The organism is Micromonospora sp. NPDC047753 (genome assembly GCF_040642735.1).
In the GTDB taxonomy this organism is placed as follows: domain Bacteria; phylum Actinomycetota; class Actinomycetes; order Mycobacteriales; family Micromonosporaceae; genus Micromonospora.
In genome coordinates this window covers 18,111-35,473 of sequence record NZ_JBEYSL010000009.1, presented here as the reverse complement: position 1 = coordinate 35,473, position 17,363 = coordinate 18,111, and the positions used below count along the sequence as shown (strand labels likewise).

The 17,363-nt window shown below is 71.8% G+C and carries 12 protein-coding genes; 1 reads left to right on the top strand and 11 read right to left on the bottom strand.

The window, feature by feature from the left end; all coding sequences use genetic code 11:
• From ABZ749_RS01850 to ABZ749_RS01815, 8 genes are all read right to left on the bottom strand, one after another.
• The coding region (locus ABZ749_RS01850; RefSeq protein WP_357221817.1) for an amino acid adenylation domain-containing protein at window positions 1–4,670 on the bottom strand (4,670 nt) is incomplete at its 3' end.
• Window positions 4,667–9,667, bottom strand: coding sequence for an amino acid adenylation domain-containing protein (locus ABZ749_RS01845; RefSeq protein WP_357221815.1), 5,001 nt, complete (start codon window positions 9,665–9,667; stop codon window positions 4,667–4,669). The genes ABZ749_RS01850 and ABZ749_RS01845, both read right to left, overlap by 4 nt.
• A 48-nt stretch (window positions 9,668–9,715) precedes the next feature.
• Window positions 9,716–9,922 (bottom strand): MbtH family NRPS accessory protein, encoded by a 207-nt coding sequence (locus tag ABZ749_RS01840; RefSeq protein ID WP_357221813.1) that lies wholly within the window; start codon window positions 9,920–9,922, stop codon window positions 9,716–9,718.
• Window positions 9,919–10,953: a 2,3-diaminopropionate biosynthesis protein SbnB gene (gene sbnB / locus ABZ749_RS01835; RefSeq protein ID WP_357221811.1), complete on the bottom strand. Its 1,035-nt coding sequence runs from the start codon at window positions 10,951–10,953 to the stop codon at window positions 9,919–9,921. Before sbnB ends, ABZ749_RS01840 begins: the two co-directional genes overlap by 4 nt.
• Window positions 10,947–11,915 (bottom strand): 2,3-diaminopropionate biosynthesis protein SbnA, encoded by a 969-nt coding sequence (gene sbnA / locus ABZ749_RS01830; RefSeq protein WP_357221819.1) that lies wholly within the window; start codon window positions 11,913–11,915, stop codon window positions 10,947–10,949. Before sbnA ends, sbnB begins: the two co-directional genes overlap by 7 nt.
• Before the next feature lie 209 nt (window positions 11,916–12,124).
• Entirely contained in the window at window positions 12,125–13,480 is a 1,356-nt protein-coding gene (locus ABZ749_RS01825) for a condensation domain-containing protein (RefSeq protein ID WP_357221809.1), read from the bottom strand.
• Entirely contained in the window at window positions 13,477–13,731 is a 255-nt protein-coding gene (locus tag ABZ749_RS01820) for a phosphopantetheine-binding protein (RefSeq protein WP_357221807.1), read from the bottom strand. Before ABZ749_RS01820 ends, ABZ749_RS01825 begins: the two co-directional genes overlap by 4 nt.
• A 41-nt stretch (window positions 13,732–13,772) precedes the next feature.
• On the bottom strand, window positions 13,773–14,729 hold the full coding sequence (locus tag ABZ749_RS01815; protein ID WP_357221805.1) for a beta-ketoacyl-ACP synthase III: 957 nt from the start codon (window positions 14,727–14,729) through the stop codon (window positions 13,773–13,775).
• Between the two features lie 178 nt (window positions 14,730–14,907).
• Between ABZ749_RS01815 and ABZ749_RS01810 the strand changes: the two genes are divergently transcribed.
• Entirely contained in the window at window positions 14,908–15,795 is an 888-nt protein-coding gene (locus ABZ749_RS01810; protein ID WP_357221802.1) for an SDR family NAD(P)-dependent oxidoreductase, read from the top strand.
• Here the strand turns inward: ABZ749_RS01810 and fabG are convergent.
• Genes fabG through ABZ749_RS01795 form a run of 3 tightly spaced genes read right to left on the bottom strand, consistent with a single transcriptional unit; the run spans window position 15,767 to window position 17,342 of the window.
• Window positions 15,767–16,513: a 3-oxoacyl-ACP reductase FabG gene (fabG, locus tag ABZ749_RS01805; RefSeq protein WP_357221800.1), complete on the bottom strand. Its 747-nt coding sequence runs from the start codon at window positions 16,511–16,513 to the stop codon at window positions 15,767–15,769. The genes ABZ749_RS01810 and fabG overlap by 29 nt on opposite strands.
• The gene (locus ABZ749_RS01800) at window positions 16,510–16,974 is read right to left on the bottom strand and encodes a hypothetical protein (protein ID WP_357196495.1); all 465 of its coding nucleotides are present in this window, start codon (window positions 16,972–16,974) and stop codon (window positions 16,510–16,512) included. Before ABZ749_RS01800 ends, fabG begins: the two co-directional genes overlap by 4 nt.
• The gene (locus ABZ749_RS01795) at window positions 16,974–17,342 is read right to left on the bottom strand and encodes a hypothetical protein (protein WP_357221798.1); all 369 of its coding nucleotides are present in this window, start codon (window positions 17,340–17,342) and stop codon (window positions 16,974–16,976) included. The genes ABZ749_RS01800 and ABZ749_RS01795 overlap by 1 nt, the downstream gene beginning before the upstream one ends.
• Window positions 17,343–17,363 lie beyond the last annotated feature (21 nt).

Below are 17,363 nucleotides of genomic sequence, written 5' to 3'. Positions count from 1 at the left end.
GTCGGCGCTACGCGTCGCTGGGCTGCGCTTCCCACCGACACCTCACCGGCCGGCAGACACACCACCCGCGCGTCCCCACCCGGGTCCGCCACCATCGCCTCCAGCACCACCCGGTACATCGCGCCCAGACGGCGCAAGGCATCGTGGCCGACGTGCCGCTGGCTGGCCTGGAGGGTGAGGAATCCGAGCCGGCTGAACACGCCGAGCGGGAACTCGGTGGGGCTGTCGTCGATGGACTCGGCGTAGTCGATGTCGTCGGCGTCGATCTGGTGGAAGTCGTGGAAGCTGAACCGCACGTCGAGCATGCGGGCGTCCTCGCCGACCTCCCGTTGCAGGGTGGACAGCGGGTAGCGCCGGTGCGGCCACAGCTCCACCTCGGCGTCGAAGGTCCGCTGGATCAGCTCCGACCAGGTGGCAGCCGGCCCGTCGTAGCCGACCGGCACGGTGTTGAGGTGCATGCCGTACACCTGGTCGGCGCCGGCTGCCTCGGGGCGGATGTTGCAGACCAGCCCGGTGTAGAACCGCTCCGCGCCGGTGAGCTGGCTCATCACCTTGAGGTGCGCGGCCAGCATGATCGACTTGAACGGCACGCCGAGGCGTCGGGCCAGGTCGCGCAGCGCGGATTCGAGGTCCTGCACCGGCACCCAGTGCTCGTGCTTGGCACCCTGCGGCGCGTCGGGGTCACCCCAGCCGGTGGGCAGGTCGTGACGGGCGCGACAGGCCAGGGCGCCACGCCAGAACGTCCGGTCGACGTCGCCGGCCACCGACCGTCGTTCGGCAGCGACGGCGTCGGCGAACCGCACCGACGGGATCGGCCGCGACGACAGCGGCTCTCCGGCGCGGATCTGTTGGTAGGCGCGGACCAGCTCCATGATCAGCGAGTGATAGCTCCATCCGTCCAGGATCGGGTGGCACTCGGTGATGGTGAGCCACCAACTGCCGTCGGCGCAGGTCCTGGCGTGCAGCCGCAGCAGCGACGGGCGATCGAGGTCGAACAGACGGGTCCGCTCGACGGCGATGTGCTCGCGCAGCTCCCGGTCCAGCTCAGCCCGCTCGGTGACAGGGCTGTGCTCGTGCGTGACGCTCAGCTCGGCGGTGGCGTGCACCAGCTGCATGGGCACCGAATAGCTGGTCAGGTCGAAGGAGGTACGCAGCACCTCGTGGCGTCGCACCAGCAGCGCCGCAGCGGCGCGCAGCGCGTCCAGGGAGAACTCTCCCGCGCCGCGAACCCGGTAGCTGGTCACGTTGTGGTAGGGGTTCTGCTCGGTGTCGGACAGCAGCTCGACCAGCATGCCGAGCTGCCCCTGGGTGCACGGGTAGGCGTCCACCACGCCGAGGGGCAGCACGGCCCGGTCCGCCTCGCCGACCAGCTCGAACGGGGCGACCGTCGGCTCCGGCTCGGCGGCCGGTCGCGCGGTGAGCAACTCGGCCAGGTCGGCGACGGTACGCCGCTCGAAGATGTCCCGGACCTCGACGTCGAAGTGCGCGGCACGCAATGCGCCGGCAAGTGCCACCGCGCGGATGGAGTCGCCACCGAGGTCGAAGAAGCCGTCCTGCACGCCGACCCGGTCCAGCCCGAGGGTGGCGGTCCAGATGTCGGCGAGTTGCCGCTCCACAGTGGTGCGTGGGGCCATGTACGGGCGGTCGACGGCGGCCACCGAACGACCCGGGGCGGGCAGCGCGGCCTGGTCGAGCTTGCCGTTGACGGTCAGTGGAATCCGGGGCAGCGGCATGAACGCCGCCGGGACCATGTAGTCCGGCAGCGTGCGACCCAGCGCCGCGCGCAGCTGCGACGGGCGCAGCAGCGTCGAGGTGTCGTCGGCCACCAGGTAGGCCGTCAGCCGCTGGTCGCCCGGGTTGTCCTCGCGCAGCACCACCACCGCGTCCCGGACGCCGGGCAGGGCAGTCAGGGCCGCCTCGATCTCGCCCAGCTCCACCCGGTATCCACGGATCTTCACCTGGTGGTCGATGCGCCCGACGAACTCCAGGCCTCCGTTGGCGTGCCGTCGGGCGAGGTCGCCGCTGCGGTAGAGCCGCGAACCGGCCGGCCCCCACGGGTCCGGCACGAACCGCTGCGCGGTGAGCGCGGCGCGACCGAGGTAGCCACGGGCGACGCCCGGGCCACCCACGTGGATCTCACCGGGTACGCCGATCGGCACCGGCCGGCCGTCGACGTCGAGCAGGTGGACGGTGAGATCCGACAGGGGTACGCCGATCCGGCTGGCTGCGCCACCCACCTCGTCGGCGACGATCCGGTGGTACGTGGTGTGCACCGTGGTCTCGGTGATCCCGTACATGTTGATCAGGTGGGGTGCGTCCACGCCACGACTGGCCACCCAGGGTGCCAGCTCGGCGAAGTCCAGCTTCTCGCCACCGAAGGTCACCACCCGCAGGGCGAGTTGGTTCACCCGGTCGTCGCCCTCGGCCGCCAGTCGGACCAGCGCGCGGAACGCCGTGGGCGTCTGGCAGAGCACCGAGACACGCTGTGCGATCAGCTCGTCGAGCAGCTCCTGCGGAGATCGGGCCAGCTCGCGGGGCACCACGAGCAGTCGACCGCCGTGCAGCAGGCAGCCCCACATCTCCCAGACCGAGAAGTCGAAGGCGTACGAGTGCAGCAGCGTCCACACGTCGTCCGGGCCGAACCGGTAGTCGGCGGCGGTGACGGTCAGCAGGCGCAGCACCTGCCGGTGGGCCACCGCGACACCCTTGGGGCGGCCGGTGGAGCCCGAGGTGTAGATGACGTAGCAGAGGTTGTCGACGTCCATGGGCACGGCCGGGTCGACGGTCGGCTGGGCGGCCAGCTCGGCGACGAGGTCCGGGTCGTCCAGCAGCACCACGGTCCCACCGAAGTCGGCGAACCGGTCGCGGTGAGCGGTGGTGGTCAGCACGATCTCCGCCCCGGCGTCGTTGATCATGAAGTCGAGGCGTTCGTCCGGCGAGGCCGGGTCGAGGGGCAGGTACGCCGCGCCGGACTTGAGCACGCCGAGCAGGGCCGGTACCAGTTCGGGGCCGTGGTCGAGCTGCACAGCGACCAGCCGCTCCGGACCGGCACCGTGGCCGCGCAGCCAGTGGGCGAGCCGGTTGGCGTCGGCGTTCAGCTCGGCGTAGCCACGGGTGGTGTCGCCCGCCGTCACCGCAGGAGCGTGGGGGTGGGTGGCCGCCATCGCCTCGAAGACGCCGTGCACGGTGCCGGTGACCGGCTCCGCGGTGACCGGCCCCCGGGTCACCACGGCCAGCTCGGCGGCACCGAGGATGGCCAGGTCGGACAGTCGGGCCGTCGGGTCGGCGGTCACCTGCTCCAGGAGCCGCACCAGGTGGTCGGCGGCACGCTCGACGGTGGCTGGGTCGAACAGGGCGGTGGCGTACTCGATGCGGCCGCGCAGACCGCCGTCGGCGCCCTCCATCACGTGCAGGGTCAGATCGACCTTGGACGATCGCAGGGGCAGCTCGACCGGCTCCACGCGCAGGTCGCCGGGCCAGTCGATGGCGGGCGGCTCGGACTGGAGGGTGAAGGCGACCTGGTAGAGCGGGGTGCGGGAGAGATCCCGCTCCGGTTCCAGCTCGTCGGTCAGCAGGGCGAACGGGGCGTCGGCGTGGTCGAACGCGCCCAGCACGGTGTCCCGGGTCTGCTCCAGCAGGGCGGCGAACGAGGGGTCGCCGCTCCACCGGGCCCGCAGGACCAGGTTGTCGATGCCGTACCCGACCAGGTTGTGCAGCTCCGCGCGACTGCGCGCGGACGACACCGTGCCCACGGCGAGGTCCGTCCGGCCGGTGTAGCGCGACAGCAGCACCTGGTAGGCGCTGAGCAGGGTGACGAAGACGGTGGTGCCGGCGTCGCGGGCGACGGTGCGCAGCGCGGCGGACAGCTCGGCGGTCAGCGTGAACGGCACCGACGAACCGCGCCAGTCCCGGTTCCTCGGCCGGGTCCGGTCGGCCGGTAGCTCCACCGGCGTCAGCCCGGCGAGTTGGTCGCGCCAGTAGTCGAGCGACCGGGCCACCGGCTCGGCGCGCAGCCGGCCGCGCTGCCAGGCGGCGAAGTCGGCGTACTGCACGGTGGGCGCCGGCAGCCAGGGCTCGACGCCGACCCGGAGGGCGGCGTACAACTCGGCCAGCTCGCCGGTGAGCACCGCGACCGACGGCGCGTCGCAGGCGATGTGGTGCAGCACCAGGGCGAGGACGTGCTCATCGGTGTCCAGTCGGACCAGCACCGCTCGCACCGGCCACTCCTCGGCCAGGTCGAACCCGGTCAGCGAGACGTCGGCGAGCACCGCGTCGAGCGCCGCCGCCCGCTCGGTGCGCGGCCGGTCGGCGAGGTCCACCACCGGCAGGTCGCGGCGCGTCGGCGGGTCGATCACCTGGACCGGAGCGGTGCCGGCGAGGGCGTAGCGGGTGCGGAGGATCTCGTGTCGGGCGACCAGGGCGTCGAGGGCCCGGCTCAACGCGTCGGCGTCCAACTGCCCGCGCAGCCGCAGCGCAAAGGAGACCAGGAACTCGGCGCTGGTGGGATCCATCCGGTTGAGGAACCACATCTGCTGCTGGCCGTACGACAGCGGCAGCTCCCCGGACCGGTCGACGGTGGGAATCCGATCCCGGCGGCCGGTACGACGGCCGGCCAGTCGACGCTGGACGAGTTCTTCACGCAGGTTCGGCTCGTTGGCGATGCTGGTCATGCCGGGTACTCCTCGGATCGCGAAAGGTCGTGGGTGAGGTCGGTGGCGTCCAGCGCCTCGACCTCCGCTCGGATCAGGTCTTCGATGGCGATCGCCTGGGCGCGCACCGTGGGGTGCTCGAACACCAGCCGGATCGGCAGGTCAAGGTCGAACTCCTCCTGCAATCCGGCGATCAGCCGGGCGGCGAGCACCGAGTGGCCGCCCAGGAGGAAGAAGTCGGTGGTCGCGCCGATCCGCGCGTCGAGCAGCTCCGCCCAGTTCGCGGCGACCCGCTTCTCGACCACGGTCTGCGGTGCGACGAATTCGGTGGGGTCGGCGGTGCCGTCGGCGAGCGCCGCGTCGAGCCGGTTGCGGAGGGCGTCCCGGTCCACCTTGCCGTTGGCGTTGAGCGGGATCCGCTCCACCGGCACGAAGAGACTCGGCACCATGAAGTCGGGCAACTGCCGGGCGCAGTACGCGGCCAGGTCGGTGGCCTCGCCGCAGTAGAAGGCGACCAGGCGGTCCTGGTGGGCGAGGACCACGCAGTCGCGTACCCGAGGGTGTTGGGCGACGACGGCGGTGATCTCGCCGGGTTCGATGCGGTAGCCGCGGACCTTGACCTGGTCGTCCGCCCGACCGACGAAGGCCATCGTGCCGTCGGGCCGCCAGTGGCCCAGGTCGCCGCTGCGGTACAGGCGGGCGCCCGGCGGGCCGAAGGGGTCGGGCACGAAGCGCCCGGCGGTCAGCCCCGGCTGCCCGACGTAGCCGGTGGCCAGGCACGCGCCACCGATGTACAGCTCCCCGATTGCGCCGACGGGCAGCAGGCGCATCGCGTCGTCCAGGATCCGCACCACGGTGTTCGCCATGGGCCGGCCGATCGGCACGACCTCGGTGGTCTGTGGTGTCACCACCGGGTACGCCGACATGATCACGGTGGTCTCGGTCGGGCCATAGGAGTTGATCAAACCGCCCGGGCCGAGCAGGTCGCGCCACTGGTTCGCCACCGACCCGCGCAGCACCCCACCGGCCACCCAGAGCTGACCGGCCAGCCGCTGCGCCTGCGCGGCGTCGACCTGCGCGGCCAGCAGCTCCAGGTGCGGGGGCGTCATGATGAAACGGTCGTACGGGCCGGCGGTCAGCAGCAGTGCGCCGAGTTGGGTGAGGTCGAACTCCTGCGGAAGCAGGGTCACCGGCTGGCCGGCCACCAGCGGCCCCCAGAGGTTGGAGATCGACAGGTCGAAGGCGATGGTGGAGAAGAGCGGGGCCCCGCCGCCGGCCGGGCGGCCGCCCCGGTCGCCGAGCGCCTCGGTCTCGGTGGCGCAGGCCAGGAAGTTCGTCACCGCGGCGTGGGAGAGCAGCACCCCCTTGGGGCGACCGGTCGATCCGGAGGTGAACAGCACGTACGCCGTCTGCGCCGGGTCGAGATCGCGGGCCGGCGCGGTGGGCGGTTCGGCGCTGATCATCAGCCGGTGGGTGTCCACCTGGAGGGTGGGCACCCCGAACCGGTCGGCGTATCGCGAGTCGGTGACGGCGAGGCTGACGCCGGCGGTGTCGAGCAGGTAGCCGATTCGCTCGGCCGGGTACGACGGATCCAGCGGCAGGCATGCCGCACCCGCCTTCCAGCACCCGAGAATCGCGGCGACCAGGTCCGGTCCCCGCGCCAGCAGTACGGCGATTGTCGCGCCCGACCCAGCGTCGGAGCGGCGCAGATGGTTGGCGAACTGGTTGGCCCGGTCGTCCAACTCGGCGTAGCTGGTGCGCGCGTCGCCGTGGCGCAACGCCACGGCCTGCGGTGTCGCCGCGCGGCGCGCCTCGAACAGGTCGACCACTGTGGTGGCCGGCCGGGGCACCGTCGGCCCGTTCCACTCGTGCAGCAGGCGCTGCCGCTCCTCGGCGGAGAACGGGTCGAGCTGGTCCAGGCGGGCGTCCGGCTTCTCGGCGGCGGCACGCAGCAGCCGGACGAAGTGGTCGGCCAGTCGTCGTACGGTCGCGTCGTCGAACAGCGCGGTGGCGTACTCGACGGCTCCGGCGAGGGAGCCGTCCGGTTGCGGCCAGAGGTGCACGGTCAGGTCGGTCTTGGCCACTGTGGACGCCTGCCGCAGCGCGTCGATCGTGATCGGGTCGTCGGCCACCCGGCCGGTGATCCCGCCCTCCTGGTAGTTCAGCGCCACCTGGTAGAGGGGGGTGCGGGAGAGGTCCCGCTCGCCGACCAGGTCGTACACCACGCGGTCGAAGGGCAGGTCCTGGTGGGCCAGGGCGGCGACGGTCCGGTCGCGGACCTCCCGGACGGCCTGGGTGAAGCCGGCCGCCGGGTCCAGGGTGCAGCGCAGCACCACCGGGTTGAGGAAGATCCCGGCCGCCTGGTCCAGCTCGGTGGGCCGGTGCCCGGAGGTGGGGGTGCCGATCGGCACGTCCCACTGCCCGGTGTAGCGGGCGAGAAGCGTGGCGAAGCCGGTGAGCAGGGTCATGAACGGGCTGGCCGCGCAGCGCCGACCCAGCTCGGTCAGGGCACCGGCGACCTCCGCCGCGACGGTGAAGCCGAGCATCCTGCCCTGCGCGTCCCGCCGCGCCGGGCGCGGCCGGTCCAGTGGCAGCTCCAGCTGGGGCATCCCGGCCAGCGTCTCCCGCCAGTACACCAGCTCCCGTCCGACGACGTCGTCGGTGAGGTGCCGCTGCTGCCAGACGGCGTAGTCGGCGTACTGCACCCGCAGTTCCGCCAGTTCGGCCGGCCGGCCCCGCGCGGCGGCGTCGCACAGCTCCCGCAGGTCCCGCTCGAGGACGTCGGCGGTGCCGGCGTCGGACGCGATGTGGTGCACGGCCAGCACCAGCAGGTGATCACGGCCGGCGGCGACGGCCAGCCCGGCCCGCCACAGCGGGCCGGTGTGCAGGTCGAAGCCCCGGTCGAGCTGCGCGGTGATCAGTTCGGCCAACCCGCCGTGCCTGACGTCGCGTACCTCCAGGTCGACCTCTCCCGGCGGCACGACCTGCTGCCGGGCCACGCCGTCGACGACCAGGTAGCGGGTGCGCAACGGCTCGTGCCGTGCCTCGAGCGCGTGCAGGGCCGCTCGGACGTGGTCCGGGTCGATGGCGGCGGGCAGCCGTACGTGCACGGGGACGACCCACTCCTTGCTGCGCGGGTCGAGCTGGTCGAGCATCCAGAGCCGGTGCTGGGCGGCGGAGAGCGGCAGGGGCCGGTCGCGTCCCACCGGCGGCACCGGCGAGTCCGCCGGGGTGGCCGCCTCCACCAGCCGGGCCTGCGCGGCCACGGTGGTGTGGGTGAGCAGGTCGCGCAGCGTCACCGTGCCGCCGGCCCCGCTGAGCCGGCTCTCCAGCGTCAGCGTCAGCAGTGAGGAGCCGCCGAGTTGGTAGAAGTCGTCGTCGACGCCGACCTGGTCGACGTCGAGCAGATCCCGCCAGATGGCCACGACAGTCTGTTCGGCGGCGGTCCGCGGCGATCGGAGCGCCGGGCGGTCGATGGGGTCGATGGCCGGCAGCGCGGACCGGTCGATCTTGCCGCTGGCGGTGAGCGGGAACTCCGCCACCGGCTGGAACACGGCCGGCACCAGCGCCTCGGGCAACCGGCCGACGCAGAACGCGCGCAGGGTCGCCGGGTCGAGTGATCGCCGACCGGCGACGTACGCGGCGAGCTGTCGGCGACCGGCCGGGTCGGTGTGGCCCACCACCGCCGCCGCCTGGACGTCCGGGTGGGCGGCGAGCACCGCCTCCACCTCGGCCGGTTCGATCCGTACGCCGTTGACCTTGAGTTGGTGGTCGGCTCGACCGACGAACTCCAGGCTCTGGTCAGCGCGCCACCGGACCTGGTCGCCGGTGCGGTAGAGGCGCTCGCCGGGCGGCCCGTACTCGTCGGGCACGAACCGTTCGGCGGTCAGGTCCGGCCGGTGCAGATAGCCCCGGCCCAGGTTGTCGCCACCGACGTAGAGCTCGCCGACCACACCCACCGGCACCGGTCGGCGGTCGGCGTCGAGCACCTGGACGCGGACGTTCGGCAGCGGCCGTCCGATCGGCACCGGCCCGGCCGGCTGCGCCGGGTCCACCGGGTGGGCGGTCACGTCGATGGCGCACTCGGTGGGGCCGTAGGTGTTCCACACCCGCACGTCGGGCGTGACCGCCAGCCGCCGGCACAGGTCGGCGTGCAACGGCTCCCCCGCCGAGAAGACCAGGCGCAGGCTGGTGCAGTCCGCCCAGCCGGGCTGGTCGACCAGCCGAGCGAACACCGACGGCACTCCCTGGAGGACGGTGATCCGGTGCCGGACGACCGCGGCGACCAGGGCAGCGGGATCCCGGTGCGCCCCGTCCGGCGCGAGCACCACGGTGCCGCCACTGGCCAGCGGGGCGAAGAACTCCCAGCCCGCCGCGTCGAAACTGACCGACGTCTTCTGCAACACCCGGTCGCCGGGACCCAGGCCGTGCTCCCGGATCGTCCAGGTCACCCGGTTGCCGATTCCGCGGTGGGTGATCAGCACGCCCTTGGGCCGACCGGTGGACCCGGAGGTGTAGATGGCGTACGCCACCGAGTCCGGGTCGGGTGACGGCACCGCGGCGGCGGTGTCCGTGCAGGCCGCGATCCGCGCCCGGTCGGCGTCCAGGCAGACAACCTGGCCGGGCGTCGCCTCGTCGCGCAACGCGTCGCGGGTGAGCAGCACTCCGGCCCCGCTGTCGGCGAGAAGCCACCGCCGCCGCTCGGCGGGGTGGGCCGGGTCCAGCGGCAGGTACCCGGCACCGGCACGCCACACGCCCAGCAACGCGACCACGAGGTCGACGCCGCGGTCCAGGTTGACCGCGACGAGCGACTCCGGACCGACGCCCAGCTTGGCCAGGTACCGCCCGAGCTGGTTGGCCCGCCGGTCCAGCCCGGCATAGTCCAGCTGCCCGGCGTCACCGCTCACCGCGATCGCGGTGGGGGTCAGCGCGGCCTGCCAGGCGATCAGCTCGGACAGGGTGCCCGCCCCATGGGTGGCGGCTGCGGCCTCGGGCGCCGCTGGCGGAACGATGCTCATGGTGCTCCTCCGGGGGACCGGGCGCGGGCGTGGGATCGGATCAGGTGGTCAGGCCGTGGCCTGGGACTCCATGCGCAGGCGCAGGCTCAGCGGCCGCATGTCGGTCCAGATCTCGTCGATGCGGGCCAGGCACTCGTCACGGCTGCCCTCGGTGCCCTCGGCACGCCAGCCGGCGGGTAGATCCCGGTCGGTCCACCACACCGAGTACTGCTCCTCGTCGTTGAGCACCACTCGGTAGCTGCGGTTGTCCGTCATTGCCACTCCTTCAGGGATCCGGTGGACGCCACGGTGGCGTCCCCCACGGGTAGGAAGTCGTCGACGCGTACGCCCAGGCGCCGCCGTTCGGCGGTGGCGCGGACGTGCTCGGCGAGCACGAGATCCAGCACGCCGAGCCCGAACGGGGAAACCACCACCGGTACGTCGTCGGCGGGCAGCCACGCCTGGCCGCCGGCCAGCGCGCCGACGGTGGCGTGGATGAAGTCCCGGCCGCCGGTGAGCTGCTCGGCCAACTGCGCCGAGGTGCCCTCACGGCAGGCGTGATCGGGGTCGTCGACCACGTTGCGCGCGGTCCGCAGCCCCTCGGGGAGCAGGTCGCGCAGGGACAGGTGCAGCAGCACCGCGCCGGGTCGGCAGGCGGCCAGGTCGAGGTGGGGCTCAGTGGCGGTGGTGGCGATCGAGACCAGCCGGTGCGCGGCCATCGCCTCTTCGGCGGTCCCGGCCAGTGTCGTCGGCGTCCCTGGCAGCAGCGTCCGGGCGACCTCGGCGAAGGCCTCGGCCCGGCGGGGGTCGGTGTCGAACAGCGTCAGCGCCAGCGGAGGGGCGATGGTTCCCGCCACGAACCGCAGCACCTGCTGGTTGATCAACCCACAGCCGATCAGGGCCAGACCGTCCGGGCTGCGGTGCGCGGTGAGCAGGCCGGCCGCGAGCGCCGCGCTCGCCGCGGTACGCCGGGCCGAGATGACCGAACCCTCGACCAGGGCCACCGGGTGACCGGTACGCATCGAGTTCAGCAGGATCGCCGCGCTGGCCCGCTCCAGCCCCGCGTCGAGGTTGCCCGGGAAGGAGGAGATCCATTTGATGCCGCTCACCGGTGGGTCGGTGCCGAGGTAGGCGGGCAGGCCGATGATGCGGTCGCGGGGTTGCTGCGGGAAGCGCAGGAAGACCGAGTGCGGCAGGCTCGTGCGGCCCTGCTCGTGCAGCAGGTACGCGTGCCGAACCAGATCCACCACCCGGGCGTCGTCGCCGTCGAGGATGTCGCGCACCACTGCCCGACCGATGATCAGCACGTAGCGTCCTTCCACAGGTGGGTGATCTCTCCGAAGTGCCCGGAAACCCATTGATCGGAATAGATCGTGTCGAGGTAGCGGTCGCCGTTGTCGGGCAGGATCAGCACGGCGGTGGAGCCCGCCGGGATGTCCGCCATCCGTCGGCGCAGTGCGGCCACGGTGGCGCCGGAGGAGCCGCCGGCGAGGATGGCCTCCCGGTGCAGCAGCAACCGGCAACCGACCACGCAGTCGAGGTCTGAGACGTGCATGATCTCGTCCGGGGTGGCGTCGGCGGCCAGCGGCGGCACGACCGAGGCGCCGTGCCCGGGGATCAGCCGGGTCGCTGGCTCGTCGCCGAAGATGGCGCTGCCCACCGCGTCCACCGCCACCACCCGCGTGGACAGCCCGTGGTCGCGGAGGTAGCCGACGCAGCCGACCAGCGTCCCGCAGGTGCCGGTGGAACAGAACAGGTAGTCGATCTGCCCGTCGAGCGCGGTCACGATCTCGGCCATCGTCTGCCGCTGAGCTGCGGCATTGAGCGGGTTGGCGTACTGGTCCGGGCGGTAGGCGTGCGGGACCTGGTCGCACAACTCTTGGACGCGTCGCTGCCGGGCCGGCAGGTACTCGCCGGTGACCGGGTCGGGGTGCTCGACCATCTCGATCTCCGCGTGGTACGCGGTCAGGATCGCGAGGTTCTGCCGGGTGGTCTTCGGGTCGACCACGCAGATGAACCGGATCGCGTAGTACGCACAGACCTGAGCGAGGCCGATGGCCAGATTGCCCGAGCTGGACTCGACGACCACTGATCGGCCGGACACCAGCTCCCCGGATTTGACCTTGGCGCGCAGCATGCTCAGCGCGGTGCGGTCCTTGATGCTGCCGCCGGGATTGAAGCGTTCGAGCTTGACGAACAACCGGGAGGGGAACTCCGGAAACAACCGGACCAGCTGTACCAGCGGCGTGTTCCCGACCGTCGAGAGGATGCCCTCGCGCACCGTTCCTCCCTCCACGAGTGACCTACCAATGCCACGACGTTGTCAATCAGCGCTATACCGCCCCTATACCGGTGCCTCGATCGGCCAGCGCCGGGCCTGGATCCGGCTGGCGACGGGGGTCGCGCCGGCCGGATCCGGCCCGTGCGGCGGACGCGCCGGCCCGGCGGCACGGGGACCGCGGGCCACGCCGCACCGGTCTATCGGGTGCCGAACGCCAGCAGTTCCCGCAGTTCCGCCTGGTCGACCATCGGCGCCAGGGACACCACCGTCTCCGGCGCCGTGCAGGCCACCCGCAGCATCTGGAGGAAGTGCCCGGCCAGCCGCCGTACGGTCGCCTCGTCGAACAGGTCGGTGTCGTAACCGAACTCCGCCTGGAGCCGGCCGTCCTGGTACTGGGTGAGGGTCGTCGACAGGTCGAACTGGCCCTCGTCGTACGGGATGTCCAGCAGCCGGATCTGGTGCCCGGCGAACGCGTGCCGTCGAGTGGTGTAGTCGTCGCCGTGCTGGTGAGCCAGCAGGGTGACGGTCACCCGTACGGGCGGCTCCTGGTTACGGCGGCCCGATGAGAGCATCGGGAACGGATAGGTGGCATGGGCCGCAGCGTCGGACAGCTGCCGGCTCGCCGCGGTGATCGCCATGGCGAACGTGGTGTCCGCGTCGAACGATCCTCGCAGCGCGATCGTATTGATCAACATGCCGACCACCCCGCGCAGCGCCCGTCCCCGACGCAGCGAGGCCGGACAACCGACGGTGAACTCCCCCAGACCGGTGTAGCGGTACATCGTCGCCTGGAACGCGGCGAGCACGACGCTGTACGGCGTCACCCCGGCCGCCGCCGCGGTCTCCCGCAGCCGGTGGGCGAGGTCGTCCGGGAACTCCTGACTGAACGCGCCGCCGCGGAACGAACGCACCGGCGGACGGGGCCGGTCGGTCGGCAGGGTCGCCGCCGTGGCGCCGTCGCACACCCGATCCCAGTAGGCGCGCAGCCGCTCGCCGCTCTCGCCGGAGAGAGCCGCCCGCTCCCGGGTCAGGAAGTCGTCGTAGCTGCCGGAGACCGGTTGCCACTCCACCGACCGCCCGGTCTGCGACGCCCCGTACGCGCTGTCCAACTCCTGCCAGACGATCCGCTGCGAATGGAAGTCGGTGGCGATGTGATGGATGACCACCACCAGCACGCAGTCGGTACGCCGACGCAGCAACGCCACCCGCATCGGACCGTCCTGCGCCAGCCGTAACGGCTGGTCGCCGAGCTCCTGGCAGCGGCGCAACAGCCCGTCGTCGTCCAGGTCGGGAACATCGAGGACCTCGACCTCGAACCCGAGGTCGGGATCGACGACCCGCACCGGGCCCTGATCTGTCTGCACGAACCGGGACCGGAGCAGGTCGTGCCGTGAGCGCACCGCCGCCACCGCCCGGCGCAGCAGGTCGAGGTCGAGCGCCGGTTCGACGTGCAGACCGTGGACCACGTTGCTGGCCGGGCTGTCCGGGGCCAACCGGTGGACCAGCCACAGCGCTCGCTGCCCGACCGACAACTCCCGGACGTCCCCGGTCACACCGGAGACCTGGCGGAGAGCACGAAGTCGCTGAGATCCTGGACCGTGGCGAAGCTGCCGACCAACTCGTCCGGCACCTCGATGTCGAAGTGGGTCTCCACGGCGGCGAGCAGGTCGACGAGCTTGAGGCTGTCCAGACCGAGCTCGACGAAGGTGTCGCCGACGTTGATCTCCCGGTCGACGTTCTCGGTCATCAGCTTGCGGGTGAGCGATACGACGTCGAGGGACACCTGGTTCACGGTCAGCGTCATGGTGCTTGTCCTTTCTGAGGAAGGGGTCGTGATCGGAGTGGTCAGGGCATCCGGATGAGCTGACCGGCGTAGGCCAGTCCCGCCCCGAAGCCCAGCAGCATCACGCGGTCGCCGGGGGTGGTCTGACCGCTCTCGTACAGACGGCTGAGCGCCAGCGGCACCGACGCGGCTGAGGTGTTGCCGGTGTCGATGATGTCCTTGGCGACCTTCTCGTCCGGGATCTGGAGGATCTCGGCCAACTGGTCGACGATGCGCAGGTTCGCCTGATGCGGCACGAACCAGTCGATGTCCGAGAGCTCGACACCGGCCAGGGCGCACACCTTGCGGGCCACCCTCGGCACGTTCTTGGTCGACCACCGGTAGACCAGGGGGCCGTCCATCTTGGCGAACTCGCGGCCGTTGGCGTCCCACTTGGTGCCGAGGATGTCGGACCGCGCGCCGTCGCTGCCCCACACTGTCGGGCTGATGCCGTCGACCTCCGCGGGGGAGACCACCGCGGCACCCGCACCGTCACCGAAGATGACGTACGTCGCCGGGTCCTCCGGGTCGATGAACCTGCTCAGTTGTTCCGCTCCGACGACCAGCACGTTGCGGGCGCCGCCCATCCGGATCTCGTTGGCCGCGATGCCGATCGAGTAGGCGAAGCCGGCGCAGGCGGCGTTCAGGTCGAACGCGCCGGTGGCGGGGATGCCGATACGGCTGGCCACCTCGGGCGCCCCGCCCGGGATGCGGTCCTTCTTCGTCGCCGAGGCGAGGATGACCAGGTCCACGTCGGCCGGGTCGACGTTCGCCATGGCCAACGCCTTCCCGCCGGCCTCGGCGGCCATCATCGTCACGGATTCCTCCGGCCCGGACCGGTAGCGCGACCGGATGCCGGTCCGCTCCTCGATCCACTCCGAAGTCACCCCGGCCTCCTCGGCGATGTCCTCGTTGGTGATCAGCCTGCTCGGCCGGTACGCCCCCAGCCCGGTGATTGCCGCACCTGTCATCTGTGCCATCGCCTCCTCCGCACCACGCCTGGTCGGCGTCCTGGTGGCACCGTCCGGAGGCAGTGTTCGGCGGGGCTCTCATAACTTCTCTACATCGCGCCCGGTATGGAAAAGAGATAGCCCGGCAGCGGACCGTTCCGCGGACGTGTGTCGCCGCGGGCGGGCACGCCATTCCGAGGGGGCGCGCATGGAGGAGTTCCGAACAAAGGTCGCGGTCGTCACCGGAGCCGGTTCGGGCATCGGCCGGGCACTGGCGGTCGAACTGGCCGCCCAGGGCGCCCGGTTGGCCCTCTCCGACGCGGCGGAGGAGGGCCTGGCGCAGACCGCGGCGAGCTGCGCCGAGCGGGGAGCCGAGGTCCACACCTACCGGTTGGACGTCACCGACCGGCTGGCGGTGCAGGCCCACGCCAAGGAGGTACGCGCCGACTTCGGCGGCGCCGACCTGGTGATCAACAATGCCGGGGTGACTCTGCTGGCCTCGATCACCGAGGCCGAGTGGGACGACATGCGGTGGGTGCTGGACGTCGACTTCTGGGGCGTGGTGCACGGCACCCGGGCGTTTCTGCCGCTACTCGTCGCCTCGCAGGGCCACCTGGTGAACATCTCCAGCATGTACGGGTTGACCGCGGCACCTGCGCAGAGCGCGTACAACGCGGCCAAGTTCGCCGTCCGGGGTTTCACCGAGGCGGTGTTGCAGGAGATGCGGGTCGGCGACGTGCCGGTGAAGGTCAGCTGCGTCTACCCGGGCAAGGTGCGGACCGACATCTTCAGCAACGCCCGGGCCGCGAAGGGGCTCGGCTACGGCGGGATCCGGGAGCGCTTCGCCCGCGAGGCGACGACCTCGGCCGAGCAGGCCGCACGGCTCATCCTGCGCGGGGTCCGGCGCAACCGGGTGAAGATCATCGTCGGGGCGGACGCGCGACGGGTCGACCTGCTCACCCGGTTGCTCGGCACGGCCTATCCCCGGATCACGGCGCGTCGGGCCCGGACGCAGGCGAGCCAGGTCCGCCTGGAGGCCATGCGGACCCGGCTCGCGGCGCAGCGGGTCAGAACGTCAGACCACCGTCAACTGTGACGACCTGCCCGGTCAGGTAGGAGGCCCGCTCCGACAGCAGGAACGTCACCACCGGGGCGACTTCCTCCGCCTGGCCCAGCCGGCCGAGGGCGGTCCGCTGCTGGACGCCCACGGCCAGGCCGGCCGGCAGGTCGTTCAGCATGTCGGTCTCGATGAAGCCCGGGGCCACGGCGTTGACCCGGATCCCGTACGAGCCGACCTCCTTCGACAGCGCCTTCGTGAAGCCGATGATGCCGGCCTTCGAGGCCGAGTAGTTGGTCTGGCCCGGGCTGCCGGTGATGCCGGCCACCGAGGACACCGTGACGATGGCGCCACCACGACGCCGCATCATCCGGCGGATCGCCGCCCGGCACACGTTGTGGACACCCCCGAGGTTGACGTCGATCACCGACTGCCAGTCCTCGTCGGCCATCATCGCCAACGGCCGGTCACGGATGATCCCGGCGACGGTCACCAGTGCCGCGATCTCGCCCAGGTCCTGCTCCGCCCCCGTGACGAAGTCGCGCACCTGCGCGGCATCGGCGACGTCCACCTGCCGGGCCAGCACCCGGACACCGGTCTCCAGCGCCTCTGCGGCCACCTTCTCGGCGGCCACCCGGTTGCTCTGATAACAGAAAGCCACGTCGTACCCGTCTGCGGCGAGCTGCCGGACCACGGCCCGACCGATCCCTCGGGATCCGCCACTGACGAGGGCGACCGGTCGTCGAATGTCACTCATGTCGACTCCTTGACGTCGGAGACCCCGGCCGGGACGGCGGGGCGAAGCGCAGCGGCCGGGCGTACCGCGCCGACCAGACGACCGACCTGCATGACCACCTCGGTACCGACCACGCTCTCGCCCCGCACGAAACCCGTGTCGGCGATCAGCCGGATCAGCTCGACCCGGTGCTCGACCGTCTCACCGGGCAGCACCGGCCGGCCGAAGCGGATCCCCTCGAATGCACCCGCGATCGGCACTCCGTCGGTCAGTACGGTGGCCATCGGCCGGTCGTGCCTGATCAGCACCAATGCCGCCTGGCCCCACGACTCCAACAGCAGCACAGCAGGCAGCGGCCGGGTCCCGGTCACCGTGTAACTGCCCACCAGCCGACTCCGGGGTACCAGTTCGCTGACTCCGTCGACCAGGAGCATCGGCGGTCGGTGCGGGATGAGCCGTCGAATGTCGTCGCGGTCGAGCATCAAGGTTTTCCTTCCTGATAACGCAACACCACCTCGGCGGCCGGTACACCGGACACGGCGACCGTGCCCCGGCGTAGCCCGCCCTCGCGCCGGACGGTGATGACCAGCTCGTCGTCGAGATCGATCGTTCGGAGGAACCGGCAGGACACCAGCTCGGCGAGGATCTCCGACGGCATCGCCGCGAGGACGGCGCGGTGCACGTACTCGACGATGTAGACACCTGGCAGCAGGGGGAAGCCGGGATAGTGCCCGACGAAGACCGGGTCGTCCCGGTCGGGTCGAACTCGACCGATGATCTCGTCCCCGCTGGCGTGGTCGAGGTCGATCCGCGCGTTGGTCGCGCACTCGGGCGGGATCAGGATGGTCACGCCCTGACCGTGCTGGCACCG

What these genes read in the sequence shown, in the direction of transcription:
- ABZ749_RS01845 (WP_357221815.1), bottom strand. Translation starts at nt 9,667, where the DNA reads ATGAGCATCGTTCCGCCAGCGGCGCCCGAGGCCGCAGCCGCCACCCAT.
- ABZ749_RS01840 (WP_357221813.1), bottom strand. Translation starts at nt 9,922, where the DNA reads ATGACGGACAACCGCAGCTACCGAGTGGTGCTCAACGACGAGGAGCAG.
- ABZ749_RS01820 (WP_357221807.1), bottom strand. Translation starts at nt 13,731, where the DNA reads ATGACGCTGACCGTGAACCAGGTGTCCCTCGACGTCGTATCGCTCACC.
- ABZ749_RS01815 (WP_357221805.1), bottom strand. Translation starts at nt 14,729, where the DNA reads ATGGCACAGATGACAGGTGCGGCAATCACCGGGCTGGGGGCGTACCGG.
- ABZ749_RS01810 (WP_357221802.1), top strand. Translation starts at nt 14,908, where the DNA reads ATGGAGGAGTTCCGAACAAAGGTCGCGGTCGTCACCGGAGCCGGTTCG.
- fabG (WP_357221800.1), bottom strand. Translation starts at nt 16,513, where the DNA reads ATGAGTGACATTCGACGACCGGTCGCCCTCGTCAGTGGCGGATCCCGA.
- ABZ749_RS01800 (WP_357196495.1), bottom strand. Translation starts at nt 16,974, where the DNA reads ATGCTCGACCGCGACGACATTCGACGGCTCATCCCGCACCGACCGCCG.